Below are 15,403 nucleotides of genomic sequence, written 5' to 3'. Positions count from 1 at the left end.
AGCACGGCGACCTCTCCGCCGTTGAGCACATAGTCACCGAGGGAGACCGGCGTGACCTGCCAGCCGAGGTCGTCCGCGGCGAAGTCGTAGACCCGCTCGTCGATCCCCTCGTACCGGCCGCAGGCGAACGCCAGCCAGGGCTCGGTGGCGAGCGCGCGGGCGAATGGCTGCGTGAAGGGGCGGCCGGACGGGGCCGGCACGAGCAGGTGCGGGGTCCCGGGGGCGAGGGACGTGGCATACGTCAAGGCCTCCGACCACGGCTGCGGTTTCATCACCATGCCGGCGCCGCCGCCGTAGGGGGTGTCGTCGACGGTGTTGTGGCGATCGTGGGTGAAGGCGCGCAAATCATGGACCGCCACGTCGAGCAGCCCCTCCCGACGTGCCTTGCCGATCAGCGAAAGATCAAGCGGCGCAAGGTATTCGGGGAAGATCGTGAAGACGTCGATGCGCACGCGCGTCAGCCTTCGCGGGCGATGTCGAACAGGCCGGGGGGCGCGTCCACGACGACCACACCGGCCGTCGGATCGAGCGAGGGCACGATGGCTTCGACGAGCGGGACGAGCACCTCGGTCCCGTCGGTCAGCGTGACGACCAGGCGGTCCTGGGCGACGCCGACGTCGAGCCCGGCGACCGTTCCGAGCGGCTCGCCGGCGGGGTCCACAACACGCAGACCGACCAACTCCTCCTCATACCATCCGTCCTCGTCGTTGCCCGTCTCGTCTTCCTCATCGAGCAACAACTGCGTGCCGCGCAGACCTTCAGCACCCGTGCGGTCGGGAATGCCGTCGAAGGCGAGCAGCCAAATTCCCTTGTGCTGCCGGGCATTTCGGATCGTCAGCGACTTGGGGACACCGGAGCCGGCGGCGGCGTCGGTGACGAAGGTCGCGCCGGGCACGAAGCGGCCCATCGGATCGTCGGTGTGCGCCTGCACGGTCACCTCACCGTGGAGGCTGTGCGGCTTGCCGATACGGGCGACGAGAACATTCACCGGCCCATTCTCCCAAAGCCCGAGACCGACGCCCAAAGCTGCACGGAACCCACACATTTCGCGCCCGGAAGGTCCACTGCTCGCCTCCTAATCTGGCCGTATGACCGCCCGCCTGCTCGTCGTCGAGGACGAACCCGTCATCAACCAGGCCGTCACCGACCGCCTGAGGGCGAGCGGGTACGCCGTCCGCCAGGCCTTCACCGGGCCGGAGGCCGTCGCCGCCGTCGATGCGGAAGAGCCCGACGCCGTCATCCTCGACATCATGCTGCCCGGCTTCGACGGCATCGAGGTATGCCGGCAAATCCAGTCCCGACGCCCCGTCCCGGTGCTCATGCTCACCGCGCGCGACGACGAGTCGGACATCCTGGTCGGGCTCGGCGTCGGGGCCGACGACTATCTGACCAAGCCCTTCCGGATGCGCGAACTTCTCGCTCGCGTGCACGCCCTGCTGCGACGGGTCGAGCGTGCAGAAGTGTTGGCGCGCAAGGCATCCGGATCGATGACGGTCGGCGCGCTGGTGATCGACACGGGCACTCGCCGGGTGCGCATCGAGGGCACCGACGTGCACCTGACGCCGACCGAGTTCGACCTGCTCGCGGCCCTGGCCACGGTGCCGGGGACTGTTCTGACGCGCGAGCAATTGCTCGAGGATGTCTGGGGCTGGTCGGACGCCTCGGGCACCCGGACCGTCGACAGCCATGTCAAAGCCCTTCGCGCGAAGATCGGCGGCACGCGTATCCGCACCGTCCACGGGGTCGGGTATGCCCTCGAAGGGGGTGGGCTCTGATGGCCTCGCCCCTGACGCGGCTGGCCTCCCTGAAGGTCAAGCTTGGGGCGTTGGTCGGCATCAGCGTGCTGGTGTCGGCGACAGTGGCGACACTCGGCGCGACGCACGGGGTGAGCCGGTGGTTGGTGATTCCCGTCGCGGTGGCGATCTCGCTGATCCTGACCCAGTTGCTTGCCGCCGGAATGATCGCCCCGCTGCGGGAGATGACCGAAGCGGCACGCCGGATGGCGCGCGGTGACTACTCGGCCCGGATCGACGCCCAGGGACGCGACGAAGTCGCCACGCTCGCAAGGGCTTTCACGACCATGGCCGCTGACTTGAAGGACGTCGACCAGCAACGGCGCGATCTGGTGGCGACGGTCTCACATGAGCTGCGCACGCCGGCTGCAGCCCTACGGGCGGTCCTGGAAAATATGGCCGACGGTGTGACACCGGCGGACGAGGCCGGCCTGCGGTCCGTGCTGGCGCAAGCCGAGCGGCTCAGCGATCTGCTCGCCGACCTGCTGGCGCTCTCCCGGATCGACGCCGGCCTCGCGCCCTTGCGGACGCGGTCGGTGGATGTGGCCGCGTTGCTCGCCGATGCCGGGTGCGAGATCACGCTCTCGGGGCGGGAGGTCCCGGTCCGGGTCGAGGTCGTGCCGCCCGACCTGCACGTCGCGGCCGAGCCGATGCGGCTGCGCCAGGCGATCACCAATCTGCTGGACAATGCGGCCCGCCACAGCCCGCCGGGTAGTGAAGTCCGGGTGACCGCTCGGCTCGCGTCACTCGATGGCGATCGCGATTCCGTTGACGGACAAGGACATTCGAGTCCCAGGCTGTGGACGATCGACATCGAGGACGACGGACCGGGCATCCGGGCCGAGGACCGCCAACGGATCTTCGATCGCTTCGGCACGGCCGCCGCCGGGGGCACCGGACTCGGGCTGGCGATCACCCGGTGGGTGGCCGAGATCCATGGGGGGCGCGTCGACGCGCTCGACCCGCGCCCCGGGCATACGGGGGCCCGCCTGCGGCTGACCCTCCCGGTCGAACCGCACGTCAGGACCGTTACCGCGCTGCCGTCGCCCTCCACACCAAGCCCACCGACCGTCCCCGACCACCGCCCCCCGGCACCGGCGTCGCCGTCCAACTCGATCACCGGCCCAGGAGCCACCATGTCACTCCCACCCACCCGACTCACGCCCCCGCTGCCCGCGCCCTACCCCGCCGGGTCGATCCCGCTTGGCCCGGGCCGCACGCCACCGCCGACCATGGACAGCGCCTTCGGGTCGCTCTGGCCCGAGGTCGATGTGCCCGGCCGGCCGCGCCTCCTCCTGGCGGCGCTGGCCGTGGGCCTGCTTGCGGCCGTGATCCTGCCCTTCCGCGACCAGGGCGTCGGAACCACTCTCGTGCTGCTCGCGGGCGGCGCCACGCTGGCCGCGGCCGCGCGCCGGCGGTCCTGGTTGACGGCCGCTTGCGGTGTGCTCGGCATCGCGCTCGCCCTCATCCCGATGCTGCGGGCTGCGGGCTGGTTGATCCCCTTGACCCTGCTGGCAGGCGCGGTCACCGTGGTCATCGGCGTCACCCCGGCCCGCGCGCTGACCGCGTTGATCGGCTCTGCACTCGCCTGGCCGCTCGCTGGACTGCGCGGTCTGCCGTGGTTAGGTCGGATGCTCAGCACCAGCCGCCGCACCCGGGCCTGGTGGCCGGTCATCCGGACCGCAGCGGTCAGCCTGGCCATGCTGGTGGTCTTCGGCGCACTCTTCGCGTCCGCGGACGCGGTGGTCGCGCACTGGGTCGACCTGCTGGTCCCCGACCTCTCGATCGACACGGCGATCTTGCGGGGCTTCGTCTTCTGCGCCTGTTTCGGCATCGTGCTGGCCGGCTGCTATCTGGCCATCAACCCGATCATGGACGCCTCCCTCACGCTCCCTGCGGGCCGGGTGGCCCGCCACGCGTGGGAATGGTTGGTGCCCGCGGCGCTGGTCATCGCGACCTACGCGGTCTTCATCGCCGCCCAGGTGACCGCCTGGCTGGCCGGGCACGAGTATGTCGAGCGCACGACGGGCGTGACGTATGCCGAGTACGCCCGCCAGGGCTTCGGCCAGCTCACCGTCGCAACGGTTCTCACCCTGCTGCTCGTCGGGGTGGTCGCACGGCACGCGTCCCGCGCGGCCGAAGGTGACCGGTTGCTGCTGCGTGCGGTGCTCGGGCTGCTCGGCGTGCTCACGCTCGTGGTCATCGCCTCGGCCATGTGGCGGATGAATCTCTATCAGCAGGCCTACGGCTTCACGACCCTACGGCTGGTCGTCGATGCCTTCGAGATCTGGGTCGGGCTCGTGGTCCTGATGGTACTCGGAGCCGGAATCTCGTTGCAGGGCAAGTGGATTCCCCGCGCTGCGGCGCTCACCGGCGTAGGCATCGTGCTCGGGCTCGGCTTGATGAATCCCGAGGCGTGGGTCGCGAATCGCAATGTCGATCGCTTCGAGCGACTCGGTGACAATGCCTTGGACGTCGCCTATCTCGGCGGTCTCTCCGACGATGCGATCCCGGCTATCACCGAGCGACTGGCCGGTCAGGCCCGCACGTGCACGCTTGCCCAGTATGCCGCCCGCACCCATCGCAGCGACGACGCGCTGGAGTGGAACCTAGGTCGCAGCCGGGCGCGCAGGGCCTTGGCCAATCTGGGCGTGTCGGTGCCGGATCTCCAGGCCACCAGCCCCGCGTGCGGAGCCTTCGACGTCGCCACCCGCTGACGCCGAGATCGTCTGTCGGTCCGCACCATCCGGCCAGACCGGCGGCATGTGGAAGGACCTGCGCTTCTCACATCGCAAACCGGTGCTGCTTGCGGACAACCGGATCGGGCTGCCATACGTCTGATCAGTCAGGAGCGTCCGGCCGCTGGGGGGCCGGACGTCCCGGGACGTGACAACGGGGCCGATCGCGTGCGCGATGGGCCCCGTTGTCTGCGTCGTCGAGAGATCCCGTCACCGCGTGCGGGTCAGCGCACGCGGTCGGTGTCGACGATGTCGATCCGGACGTTCTGGCCGCCGGCGAGGGCGCCCATCACGGTGCGCAGAGCGCCGGCCGTCCGGCCCGAGCGTCCGATGACCCGGCCGAGGTCGTCGGGGTGGACCCGGACCTCGAGCAGGCTGCCCCGGCGAAGGTCCTTGTTGCGGACCACTACATCGTCCTTGTGATCGACGATGCCCGTGACCAGGTGCTCCAAGGCCTCTTCGAGGAGGGTCACTCGGCAGCCGCTTCGGGGTCGGCCGCAGCGGACGCCGTCGTGGTGGCGTCGGCGTCGGCGTCCACTGCCTCGTGCGACGCGCCGGAGGAGTCGGTGTCGGCCGCTGCCGGGACCTCGGCCTTCTTGGCGGCCTTGCGCGGGGTGGTCGCAGACGGGGCGGAGTCCGCCGACTTGCCGGCGGCGGCGACGGCCGCTTCGTAGAGTTCCTTCTTGCTCGGCTTGGCCGCGGCGACCTTCAGGGTGCCCTCGGCGCCGGCCTCGCCCTTGAACTTCTGCCAGTCACCGGTGACCTTGAACAGCGCTTCGACCGCTTCGGTGGGCTGGGCGCCTTGAGCGAGCCAGTACTGCGCCCGCTCGCTGTCGATGTCGATGAGCGAAGGCTCCTCGGTGGGGTGGTACTTGCCGATCTCCTCGATGGCCCGGCCATCGCGCTTGGTGCGCGAGTCCATGACGACGACGCGGTAGAACGGGGCGCGGATCTTGCCCATCCGCTTCAGGCGAATCTTGACGGCCACGTGGGTGGTCCTCTTTCTCGTGTTGTGAGCACGGCAAGACCAGGCGGAATCGCCTGGGGGGCCGAAACTCGGGGTAGGCGCTCACGCTCGACGGTGCGGGCGCGCGCGGGTACGAGCATCCATTCTGCCAGAGCCGAACCGGGGCTCCGACCACGCATGCCGGGCCGCGCGGCCGTGGCAGCGCATGGCAAAGGCGTCGTTCGCAAGGGAAATGTTCTGGTGCGAACACGACCGTTGTGGCAGCGGGCGGGAAAGTTGTGACGGGTGAGGCGTCAGCGGTTGGCCCAGGCGTCCGGGTCGTCGGCGAGGTGACGGACGTGGTCGGGCAGGTCGCCGGCGACGAGGTCGGCAAGGCTGACCTCGTCCAGGACGCGTCGCAGGCTGGCGCGGACCGCGACCCACACGGTGGGCAGGTGGGCGGCGGCGCCCTCATACCGGACGTCCTGCGGGCGCACGCCGCGCACCTCGGCGAGCGGGCCGGACACCACCCGGAAGACGGCGCCGAGGCTGATGTCGCCCGCGTCGCGGGCCAGGGCGTATCCCCCATACGCGCCGCGAGTGCTCACGACGATGCCGCCTCGGCGCAGATCGGCGAGGATGGCTTCGAGGAATTTCCGCGGCAGGTCCTGGCGGGCGGCGAGCGTCTCGGCCGACAGCGCCCCGCCCCCGGCCGTCTGAACCTCAGCGAGCATGGCGAGAGCGCGGATCGCATAGTCCGTCTTCGCCGAGATGTCCACGAGTGTGATTGTGTCGCATGCGGCAACCGCCGCGACAACTGAGCCGCGTCCAGGTCGCCACGGCCGCCCCCGTCGTCACCGATATCCCGGGCAACGAGGCTGCAGCCGACGGGCCGGCTCGCGCCAGCCGGCCGCCGAGGGTGGGTCACCCAGGGGGATAGACGCGCCCGCGCAAAATCACCGCGATGGGTGCGGCGAGCACGCCGAGGTCGGCGCGCGGATCCTCGGGAAGGACGAGCAGGTCCGCGTCGGCACCCTCCTCGATGGCGGGTCGCCCCAGCCAGGCGCGGGCGCCCCAGGTCGCCGCAGACAGCACGGCCTCGGCGGGCATACCGGCCGCATGGAGGCGCAGCGCCTCCCGCGGCGCCAACCCATGCGAGAGGGTGCCGCCGGCATCGGTGCCGAGATAGATCGGCACACCGGCCTCGTGGGCGGCCGCGATCGTCGCGTCGCGGCGCTCGTAGATCGCCATCATGTGCGCGTAGTAGAGCGGGAACTTCTCGCGCGCCGGCTGCGCGATCGCTGGGAAGTTGTCGATATTGATCATGGTCGGGACGATCGCAATGCCTTGCGCGGCAAAGGCTCCGGTCGTCTCCGCGGTCAGGCCACTGGCATGTTCGACGCAGTCGATCCCGGCTGCAGCAAGATCATCGAGGACGGCTTCACCGAAACAGTGCGCCGTCATGCGGGCCCCCTCCTCGTGAGCCGCGGCGACCGCGGCGGCGACGGTCTCGCGCGGCCAGCAGGGCGTCAGGTCGCCGGTCGCGCGGTCGATCCAGTCGCCGACGATCTTGACCCAGCCGTCCCCTCGGCGGGCCTGGCGGCGCACCGTCTCGACAAGCTGGTCGGGCTCGACCTCGTCGGCATAGTCGCGGATGTAGCGGCGGGTCCGCGCGATGTGGCGTCCCGCGCGGATCAGCTTCGGCAGGTCAGGCCGGTCGTCGATCCACCGCGTGTCCGACGGCGCGCCCGCGTCCCGGATGAGCAGGGTGCCGTGGTCGCGGTCCCGGGTGATCTGGGCTTCGGCGGTCTCGGCGTCGACTGCGCCGTGCGCGTCGAGCCCGACGTGGCAGTGGGCATCGGTCAGGCCGGGCACCACCCAGCCGTCGAGGGTCGAGGACTCACCAGCGGGGGCGGTAAAGGTGATGCGCCCGTCGAGCACCCAAAGTTCGTCGCGCACGTCGTTCGGTCCCACCAGGATCGGCCCCCGCAGGCGCAGCGCATCTCCCATACCCCCCGACCTTAGCCCCCGTCGAGAGGCCGGTTCAGACCCGTCTGGGTCCCACGCTCCGCGTGGGCGAGGCCGGTTCAGACCCGTCGGGCCCCATGCCCTGCACGGCAACCCGACTATCTCGTCCGGATCCCCGCCCGGCTCGGCCGGAGCAGCCGCGCGTGACGAAGGAGCGGGGAACGCGCCGACCCCCCAGCCCCGCGTTCCCCGCTCCCGTTCGCGTCGGCCACCTAAGGCCGTATGCCGCCCGCCCGGCTCGCGCGCGCTGTGCAGATCGCGCCACCTCGGGCCCGCCTGGTCAGCTCAGGGCGCCCACCCCGCGACGGCGTTGCATGGTGGCGTCGACGGCCGCGAAGGCGGAGTCGACGAGGACGCCGATGAGCAGGATGGCGATCATCAGGGCGAGCATGTAGCTCGGCTCCCCCAGTTCGCGGCTGTTGGCGAGGAAGGCGCCCAGGCTCGGCCGGTTGGCGATCGCGACGATCAACTCACCGGCGAGCAGCGATCGCCAGGCAAAGGCCCAGCCCTGCTTCAGGCCCGAGACGATGCTCGGCAGCGCCGCCGGCAAGATGATGTGCCGATAGAGCGCGATGCCCCGGGCGCCGATATTGCGCCCGGCCCGCACCAGGGTCGTCGGCACATAGTCGACGCCGCTGATCACGCCATTGGCAATCGACGGCACGGCTCCGATCAGGATCACGAAGAGGATGGCTTTCTCGGAGAGCTGGAAGAGCAGGATCGCCAACGGGAACCACGCGATCGACGGCATGGTCTGCAGCCCCGTGATCAGCGAGCCGATGGCGGCACGCAGGACCTTCGAGCGGGCGACGGCCACGCCGAGGAGCAGACCGATCACCGAAGCAATGAGGAAGCCGACAACGCCCCGCGTCATCGTCACCGCCGTGGCATGCCAGAAGGTCCCTTGCGTCACTTGGTGGGCGAACTCGCCGAACGCCGAACCGGGACCGGGCAGGACATACGACGGCTTGAGCTTGAACCAGACGACAACCTGCCACAGGCCCACAAAGAGCCCGATGGCGGCGATCTTCGGCCAGGTCTGCGCCCATACGCGACCTGCGAGTGGTGCCTCGTCGGTCGCCGACTCCAGAGCGTCGAGACCCTTGAGTTCTGTTGCGAGAGAAGCGTCAATCGCCATGGCGCGCAACCTCCTTGCGCAGTGCGGTGGTGATCTGGCCGGTGGCCGAGCCGACCCCCGGGTCGTCGAAACGCCGCGGGCGCGGCAACTCAATGGGGTATTCCTGCACCACCCGGCCGGGCCGGCTGGACAGGAGGACGACCCGGTCCGCGAGGCGCACAGCCTCACGGACGTTGTGGGTGACGAAGAGGACCGTCAGGCCGCGAGCGCGCCATACGGACTCCAACTCATCGTGCAGCAGATCGCGCGTCATGGCATCGAGCGCCCCGAAGGGTTCATCCATCAGGAGCACCTGGGACTCGGTGGCGAGCGTGCGAGCCAGGGCGACACGCTGCCGCATCCCGCCCGATAGCTCATGGGGTCGCTTGTCGACCACGTCACCGAGGTGCACGCTGGCCAACAACTCGTGGGCACGCTCAAGGCGCTGCGCCTTTGGCACGCCGGCCAGCCGCATCGGCAGGGCGACATTGTCCAGCGAGGACAGCCACGGCATGAGTGCGTGTTCCTGGAACATCAGGGCCGGCCGGCCGGCGACCGATACCCGTCCTGACGTTGCCTTGTCGAGCCCGCTGACGATATTCAGCAGGGTCGACTTGCCGCATCCCGAGGCCCCGACGAAGCAGACGAACTCGCCGCGCCGGACGCGCAGGTCGATGCCGTCGAGGGCAAGGGTGCCGCGGCCATACCGCTTGGTGACCTCGTCGAGGACGACGGCGTTGTCCGAGCCGCCCTCCTCGCGAAAGGCGTTGATTCCGAAGGGATCGTCGGCGCGCGCGTCGGGCACGGCGAGTGCTGTCATGACACGAGGTCCTTGCCGGCGGCTTTGAGGACCTGGTTGAGGATGGTCAGGTCGACCAGACCATCGAGCTTGGGCTCGGTCTTGAGAATGCCCACGTCATAGGCGTGCTTGGCGCCCTCGGTCAGCGCGGACGAGACCGGGTCGTTGGTGAACTCGAGGTTCTTCCAGGCGTCGGCGAGAACCGCCGGATCGAGGGCCTTGCCCGAGACGGTCTTGATCACCGCGCCGACGTCGGCCTGGGACTTGGCGGGATCATTGGCGATGAAGTCTTCGGCCTCGACCTGGGCCTCGAGCAAGGCCTTGACAGTCTCGGGGTGGTCCTTGAGGAAGTCCGGGCGCACCGCGAGCACGGTGACCGGGAACTTCCCGTTCGGCCAGAGCGAGTGCTCGTCGACCAGGACCTTGCCGCCGGCCTGGACCAGCCGCGTGGCATACGGCTCGGGGACCCAAGCGCCGGCAATCAGCTTCTGGGCGAAGGAGTCCAGGATCTGCGAGTTCTCCTGCGGCGTGATGGAGACGTCGCCGCCGCCCTGCAGATCTGTCTTCAGGCCCTTCTCCTTGAGGTAGTAGCGCAGCGCGACGTCCTGGGTGTTGCCGAGTTGCGGGGTGGCGACCTTAGTGCCCTTAAGGTCCGCGACAGACGCGATCGAGGGGTCGACCACCAGCGCAGCGCCGCCGGTGGCCGCGCCGGCCACGATGCGGATGGCCTCGCCGCCGGAGTTGATGAAGGCGTTGGTGGAGGGGCCCGGGCCGACATAGGTCGCGTCGATGGCGCCCGACTTCAGGGCCTCCATCGCGGCCGGGCCGGCGTTGAAGGTCGACACCTTAAGGGTGGTGGATCCGAGGTGCTTGGCGTAGAGGCCTTCCTTGTCCGCGACGATCGGGAGCGCGTGCGTGACATTGGGGAAATAGCCGAGCTTGACCTCACTGGCCGCGGACCCGCCGCTGGAGCCGCTGGACCCCGCGTCCGTGCCGCCGGAGCAGGCCGTCAGCCCGAGAATGCCGGTCAAGACGAGGGTGGTCGCGGTGCGCCGCGAGAGTGCCATGGGTGGTGCCTTTCGTGCAAAGGGCGTGTGCCGTCCGCGGCGCGCCGCGTCCGACCGAAGTGGTAGGAGACGGGCGTCGGTGCCGTCGTCGTCTATTCCTACAGTAGATATGGGAATACAAGACAATTGATGTCCGAATGCCGAGACGCGCCTCGGCGTCGGCTGGTGACGACCTGCCGTTTGCCGGCTTCCCCACCCGGCATGCCACACCCGCGCCTCAGGGTGGCGCCGGCGGACTGTGCCCTCTCAACGTCGGCTGGCGGCGTGCCGTTCCGGAGCCATCCGCCGGCGCGCGTGCGCGTAGTGCTCCACAAGGGTGGCGGTCAGGCTCGGCCAGGTGCGTTCGGCCACGGCAGCAGTCGCCGCTGCGCCCATCCGCTCGCGCACGGCGCGCTCACTAACGAGGTGTCCCACGCAGGCGGACAGGGCACCGGAGAGCGCGGGGTCGAAGAGCAGGCCGATGCGGCCATGCTCGACCAAATCGAGTGGGCCGCCCACCGCGGCGGCCACCACGGGCAACCCGGATGCCGCCGCCTCCTGCAGGGTCTGGCCGAAGGTCTCGGTCGTGCCCGGGTGCACGAAGACATCGAGCGCGGCATACCCGATCGCGAGGTCCGCACCCTGCCGGAAGCCGAGGAAAGCCGGGCGGGCGCCGCACCCGAACGCCCTGTTCAGGGTGGTCTCGAGCGCCGCCCGCGACGGCCCGTCCCCCACGATCACCAGCCGCAGACCCGGTATGCCGGCGAGCTCGGCCAGCCGGTCCAGTTCCTTTTCCGGGGCCAGTCGACCGATATAGCCGACGAGCGTTTCGCCCGCTGGGGCCAGGCGTGCCCGCAGGTCGCGAGCGGCTGGGTGGTTCCGCCAGGCCGGCGAGAAGAGCGTCGTATCGACGCCGCGCCCCCACAACGCAATTCGCTCGACACCATGCGCCCGCAGGGCCGCCAGGCTGGACGTCGACGGTGCGAGGGTCTGGTCGGCGAGGGCGTGCACCCGCCGCACCCAGCGCCAGGCCAGGTTTGCGACCTGGGGTGCGAGGGGGCCAGGGGCGTGCTGCTCGGCATACCTCGGCATGTCCGTCTGAAAGATCGCGACGCTCGGCAGCCCGAGTTCGTGGCACGCCGACAAGGCGCGCGCGCCAATGACGAAAGGGCTGGCGACATGCACGACATCCGGCGCAATCTCCGCAAGCAGGGACTCGACCCGGCCGCTGGGCACGCCGGTGGGGAACTGCCGCACGGGAACGGAGCGCACCGTGTGCACCGGGATCGGGCCGAACCACGCGGGCGCCGGATCCGGAGCGATGACGACGACATCGTGGCCGAGCAGATGCAGGCATTCCGCCACTCGGCATACCGAGGTGGTCACGCCGTTGATGCTGGGCAGGAAGGACTCGGTGACGATCGCAACGCGCACAAGGCAACGGTCCCGGACGCCAGGAGGGCATCAGCCGTCCACGGCAGGTGTGGCAGGCATCGTGTCGATGAAGTCTTGGCGCGGGATCAGCGGGGAGAATCAGTCGGCGGTGGCGGGCAGCGAGCGTCGGCGGGCGACGGGCACCGGTCGGCGAGCGATCAGCGGACGGCGAGCAGGCGCCGGAGCGTCTCGATGACGACCTGAGGTGCGTCGGTGTGCACCCAGTGGCCGGCGCCCTTGACGGTGACCTTGCGGACCGCGGGGAAGAGTTCGCGCATCCGCTCGGTGTCCTCCTCGGCGACATAGCCCGACTCGGAGCCGGCGAGCCAGACAGTTGGCCCGCCGAAGGGAGACGGGGCGGGCAGCGGATCGCCGGCGTTCACGGCATACGGGAAGTCCGCGATCCGCGAGGCGGAACCGCGAGCGGCGTCTCGCGATACAAGCTGCAGATTGCACTGCCAGGCCCAGCTGTCACCTGCGCGGCGCAGGTTTTGCAGGAGGAAGGCTGCGACGCCCGGGTCGGGCTCGACCTGGGCGAAGCGTTCCTCCGCATCGCGACGGCTGGTCAGTTCCTCCAAGGGAAGGGCCTGCATGCCGGCGATATAGCCCGCGAAGCGGTGCAGGTTGTGATAGCTGCGCGGCGCGATGTCGACGACGCAGAGCTTCTCGAAACCCGCCGGGTGCTGGAGCGCGGCGATCATCGCGGTCTTGCCACCGAGGGAGTGCCCGACCAGGGTGACCGGCTCGTCGCCGGCCCAGGCGCTGATCGTGTCGGCCACGCGCGCGGCGTATGTCTCGTAGGAGAAATCGTCGGTCCACGGCGAGCGCCCGTGATCAGGCAGGTCGATCATCAGCGCGCGTGCGTCCGAACCACCTTCCCCCACAACGCCTTTGGCGATCTGCTGCCAGTTGCGCCCCTGCCCGAAGAGACCGTGCAGGAAGGCGATCCGAGGCCCGCTGGACCCCGCGGTGAGCGTATGCAGGGCGGCGGGCGAAGGTGCTCTGGTCACCGACCTAGCGTGCCAGGCTCACGCCGCTGGTGCCCCGGCCGCGTCGATCGCCCGCTGGATCAGCGCGGGCGAAATGGCGGGCGTGGATACATTCCCAGGGTCTCCCGGGAATCGGAGGCGAGAACCACGACCTCGGTGTCATCCACGGCCGCGAGTGCATCCTCGGCGTCGAATCGGGCGCGCAGGGCCTCAGCGCCGTCATCAACTCCTCAAATCGAAGCAACGCTCCGGTAGGGCGGTCGAGCGCTATCAAGTCGTACATGGTGTTCGACCTCCTAGGTTTCCTCAGGAGTACCCAGTCACTCGCCGAGCTAGGTCTCGGCTCCCACACGCCGACTCGTCCTCCGCCCTTTCCTCGCTACCGTCCAGTAAGTGGGGTGATTCACCCCACTTACGACAGGGCAGGAAGGGCGGGGCTACTGCCCGAGGAACTTCTCGAAGCCCTTGGGCAGCTTGCTCGGGTCCAGACCGGCGGACGGGTCGGAGCCACCTAAGCCCGCGCCGAAGGCGCTACCAGCAGGCGCGCGGTTGGCGCTGCTGGCTGCCGCCCGCTCCTGCTCGGCGCGCTTGGCGGGGTTGCCCGACTTCGACTTGATGCGCTGGGGGGCCTGCTGACGACCACGCTTGCCCGTGCCCGGCAGGCCCGGCATACCGGGAATCCCGCCGCCGCGGGCGAGCTGCTTCATCATCTTCTGCGCCTCGGTGAACCGCGTCAGGAGTTGGTTGACCTCGCCGACGGTGACCCCCGAACCGGCGGCGATGCGGGCACGACGGGAGCCGTTGATCTGCTTGGGGTGCGAGCGCTCGAAGGGCGTCATCGAGCGGACCATCGCCTCGACCCGGTCGAACTCGCGCTCGTCGAGGGCGTCGAGCTGAGCCTTCATCTCGTTCATACCGGGCATCATCTTCAGCATCGACTTCAGCGAGCCCATCCGCTTGATCGCAGCCATCTGCTGCAAGAAGTCGTCGAACGTAAAGTCTTCGGCCGCAAGGAACTTGCGCTCCATCTCGGCGGCCTGCTCGCGATCGAAGGCCTTCTCCGCCTTCTCGATCAGGGTGAGCATGTCGCCCATGTCGAGGATGCGCGAGGCCATCCGGTCGGGGTGGAAGATCTCGAAATCCTTCACGCCCTCGCCGGTGGAGGCAAACATGATCGGGCGGCCGGTGATCTTCGCGACCGAGAGCGCCGCACCACCGCGGGCGTCACCGTCGAGCTTGGAGAGCACGACGCCGGTGAAGTCGATGCCGTCCTGGAAGGCCTGCGCGGTCTCAACGGCGGCCTGACCGATCATCGCGTCGATGACGAAAAGGACTTCGTCGGGCTCGATGGCGTCGCGGATGTCTGCGGCCTGCTGCATGAGGTTCTCATCGACCGCGAGCCGGCCGGCGGTGTCGACGATGACGACGTTGTAGAGCTTGGAGATCGCGTGTTGGATGCCGTCCTCGGCGACCTCGACCGGATCGCCGTATGACCGCGTCCCTTCCCCCGTCGGCCCTACGGCATCGTGCCCGCCGACATTGCCCTTCTCGGGCGCGAAGACCGGCACTCCTGCCCGCTCGCCGACGACCTGAAGCTGGGTCACAGCATTCGGCCGCTGGAGGTCCGCGGCCACGAGGAGCGGGGTGTCGCCCTGATCCTTGAACCACTTGCCGAGCTTGCCGGCGAGCGTCGTCTTGCCCGAGCCCTGGAGGCCGGCGAGCATGATGACGGTCGGCGCGGTCTTGGCCAGCCGCAGCGGCCGGGTGTGCTGGCCGAGGATGTCGATGAGTTCCTCGTTGACGATCTTGACGATCTGCTGGGCCGGGTTGAGCGCCTGGGAGACCTCAGCGCCGAGGGCGCGCTCACGAATGTTGTGCGTGAAGTCCTTGACCACGGGCAGCGCGACGTCGGCCTCTAAGAGGGCCATGCGGATGTCGCGGACCGTCTTGTTGACGTCGGACTCGCTCAGGCGGCCCTTGCCCCGCAGGTTCTTGAAGGTCGCGGCAAGGCGATCGGAGAGTGACGTGAACACGGGCTCAAGCCTAACCGGGCGCGTCCAACTGGTCCGCCGGTGCCGAGAATGGCTGAGGCGCGCTGCCGGGCGAGCCGGCGGCCAGTGCCGGACGAGCCGACGCTCGGTCACGCCGAGCCGACGCTCGGCCAGGTAGTGCCAGCGCGTCAGGAGTCGCAGGAGTCGATGATCGCCGCCACCGTGGCGGCGACGCGGGGCGGGCTGAGCATGGCGCCGGACGCTTCGGTCAGGTAGAAGGTGTCGAGCGTCTGCCCGGCATAGGTGGCGATGTGCGCGGACCGCACCGTCAGACCGGCCTTGGCGAAGCACCGGCCCAAGTCGTGCAGGAGGCCGAGTCGGTCACGGGTCCGGACCTCCAGCACCGTGGCGTCCGACGCTGCATCCGGGAGCACGAAGGCTCGCGTCGGCATACCGGCGGCAACCGCGGCGGCGGCCGGGCGGGCATACGCACGGCGGCGCTCGAGGGCGGCCAACGGCGCC

The 15,403-nt window shown here is 69.7% G+C and carries 13 protein-coding genes and 2 pseudogenes; 2 read left to right on the top strand and 13 right to left on the bottom strand.

The genetic code is table 11. The annotated features are described in order from the left end of the window. Together PKH97_RS06290 and rimM are read right to left on the bottom strand one after the other, a co-directional pair. Positions 1–452, bottom strand: a pseudogene (locus PKH97_RS06290) (tRNA (guanosine(37)-N1)-methyltransferase TrmD); the annotation flags it as partial. 5 nt (positions 453–457) lie between these two features. Further along, entirely contained in the window at positions 458–988 is a 531-nt protein-coding gene (rimM, locus tag PKH97_RS06285) for a ribosome maturation factor RimM (protein ID WP_324386553.1), read from the bottom strand. A 100-nt stretch (positions 989–1,088) separates the two neighbouring features. Between rimM and PKH97_RS06280 the strand changes: the two genes are divergently transcribed. Beyond that, on the top strand, positions 1,089–1,775 hold the full coding sequence (locus PKH97_RS06280) for a response regulator transcription factor (RefSeq protein WP_324386552.1): 687 nt from the start codon (positions 1,089–1,091) through the stop codon (positions 1,773–1,775). After that, on the top strand, positions 1,775–4,510 hold the full coding sequence (locus PKH97_RS06275; RefSeq protein WP_324386551.1) for a DUF4153 domain-containing protein: 2,736 nt from the start codon (positions 1,775–1,777) through the stop codon (positions 4,508–4,510). Before PKH97_RS06280 ends, PKH97_RS06275 begins: the two co-directional genes overlap by 1 nt. 245 nt (positions 4,511–4,755) lie before the next feature. Here the strand turns inward: PKH97_RS06275 and PKH97_RS06270 are convergent, their stop codons facing one another. From PKH97_RS06270 to PKH97_RS06220, 11 genes and pseudogenes are all read right to left on the bottom strand, one after another. Further along, positions 4,756–5,004 (bottom strand): RNA-binding protein, encoded by a 249-nt coding sequence (locus PKH97_RS06270; RefSeq protein WP_324386550.1) that lies wholly within the window; start codon positions 5,002–5,004, stop codon positions 4,756–4,758. Further along, positions 5,001–5,519 (bottom strand): 30S ribosomal protein S16, encoded by a 519-nt coding sequence (rpsP, locus tag PKH97_RS06265; RefSeq protein ID WP_324386549.1) that lies wholly within the window; start codon positions 5,517–5,519, stop codon positions 5,001–5,003. Before rpsP ends, PKH97_RS06270 begins: the two co-directional genes overlap by 4 nt. Before the next feature lie 272 nt (positions 5,520–5,791). Beyond that, the gene (locus PKH97_RS06260; RefSeq protein WP_324386548.1) at positions 5,792–6,256 is read right to left on the bottom strand and encodes an Rrf2 family transcriptional regulator; all 465 of its coding nucleotides are present in this window, start codon (positions 6,254–6,256) and stop codon (positions 5,792–5,794) included. Positions 6,257–6,401: 145 nt separating this feature from the next. Next, positions 6,402–7,487 (bottom strand): amidohydrolase family protein, encoded by a 1,086-nt coding sequence (locus PKH97_RS06255; protein WP_324386547.1) that lies wholly within the window; start codon positions 7,485–7,487, stop codon positions 6,402–6,404. 298 nt (positions 7,488–7,785) lie between these two features. Next, entirely contained in the window at positions 7,786–8,643 is an 858-nt protein-coding gene (locus tag PKH97_RS06250) for an ABC transporter permease (protein ID WP_324386546.1), read from the bottom strand. Then, complete coding sequence (locus tag PKH97_RS06245; protein WP_324386545.1) at positions 8,633–9,442, bottom strand: ABC transporter ATP-binding protein; 810 nt, start codon at positions 9,440–9,442, stop codon at positions 8,633–8,635. The genes PKH97_RS06250 and PKH97_RS06245 overlap by 11 nt, the downstream gene beginning before the upstream one ends. Then, entirely contained in the window at positions 9,439–10,488 is a 1,050-nt protein-coding gene (locus PKH97_RS06240) for an ABC transporter substrate-binding protein (protein ID WP_324386544.1), read from the bottom strand. The genes PKH97_RS06245 and PKH97_RS06240 overlap by 4 nt, the downstream gene beginning before the upstream one ends. 246 nt (positions 10,489–10,734) lie before the next feature. Beyond that, the gene (locus PKH97_RS06235; protein ID WP_324386543.1) at positions 10,735–11,901 is read right to left on the bottom strand and encodes a glycosyltransferase family 1 protein; all 1,167 of its coding nucleotides are present in this window, start codon (positions 11,899–11,901) and stop codon (positions 10,735–10,737) included. 158 nt (positions 11,902–12,059) lie between these two features. After that, positions 12,060–12,911: an alpha/beta fold hydrolase gene (locus PKH97_RS06230; RefSeq protein WP_324386542.1), complete on the bottom strand. Its 852-nt coding sequence runs from the start codon at positions 12,909–12,911 to the stop codon at positions 12,060–12,062. A 416-nt stretch (positions 12,912–13,327) separates the two neighbouring features. After that, positions 13,328–14,923: a signal recognition particle protein gene (ffh, locus tag PKH97_RS06225; RefSeq protein WP_324386541.1), complete on the bottom strand. Its 1,596-nt coding sequence runs from the start codon at positions 14,921–14,923 to the stop codon at positions 13,328–13,330. Between the two features lie 146 nt (positions 14,924–15,069). Continuing rightward, positions 15,070–15,403: pseudogene (locus tag PKH97_RS06220) on the bottom strand ([protein-PII] uridylyltransferase); the annotation flags it as partial.

Source organism: Nostocoides sp. (assembly GCF_035343835.1).
Lineage (GTDB): Bacteria > Actinomycetota > Actinomycetes > Actinomycetales > Dermatophilaceae > Nostocoides_A > Nostocoides_A vanveenii.
This window is presented reverse-complemented; position numbering and strand designations above follow the sequence as displayed.

What these genes read in the sequence shown, in the direction of transcription:
- PKH97_RS06250 (WP_324386546.1), bottom strand. Translation starts at nt 8,643, where the DNA reads ATGGCGATTGACGCTTCTCTCGCAACAGAACTCAAGGGTCTCGACGCT.
- PKH97_RS06245 (WP_324386545.1), bottom strand. Translation starts at nt 9,442, where the DNA reads ATGACAGCACTCGCCGTGCCCGACGCGCGCGCCGACGATCCCTTCGGA.
- PKH97_RS06240 (WP_324386544.1), bottom strand. Translation starts at nt 10,488, where the DNA reads ATGGCACTCTCGCGGCGCACCGCGACCACCCTCGTCTTGACCGGCATT.
- PKH97_RS06275 (WP_324386551.1), top strand. Translation starts at nt 1,775, where the DNA reads ATGGCCTCGCCCCTGACGCGGCTGGCCTCCCTGAAGGTCAAGCTTGGG.
- PKH97_RS06280 (WP_324386552.1), top strand. Translation starts at nt 1,089, where the DNA reads ATGACCGCCCGCCTGCTCGTCGTCGAGGACGAACCCGTCATCAACCAG.
- PKH97_RS06255 (WP_324386547.1), bottom strand. Translation starts at nt 7,487, where the DNA reads ATGGGAGATGCGCTGCGCCTGCGGGGGCCGATCCTGGTGGGACCGAAC.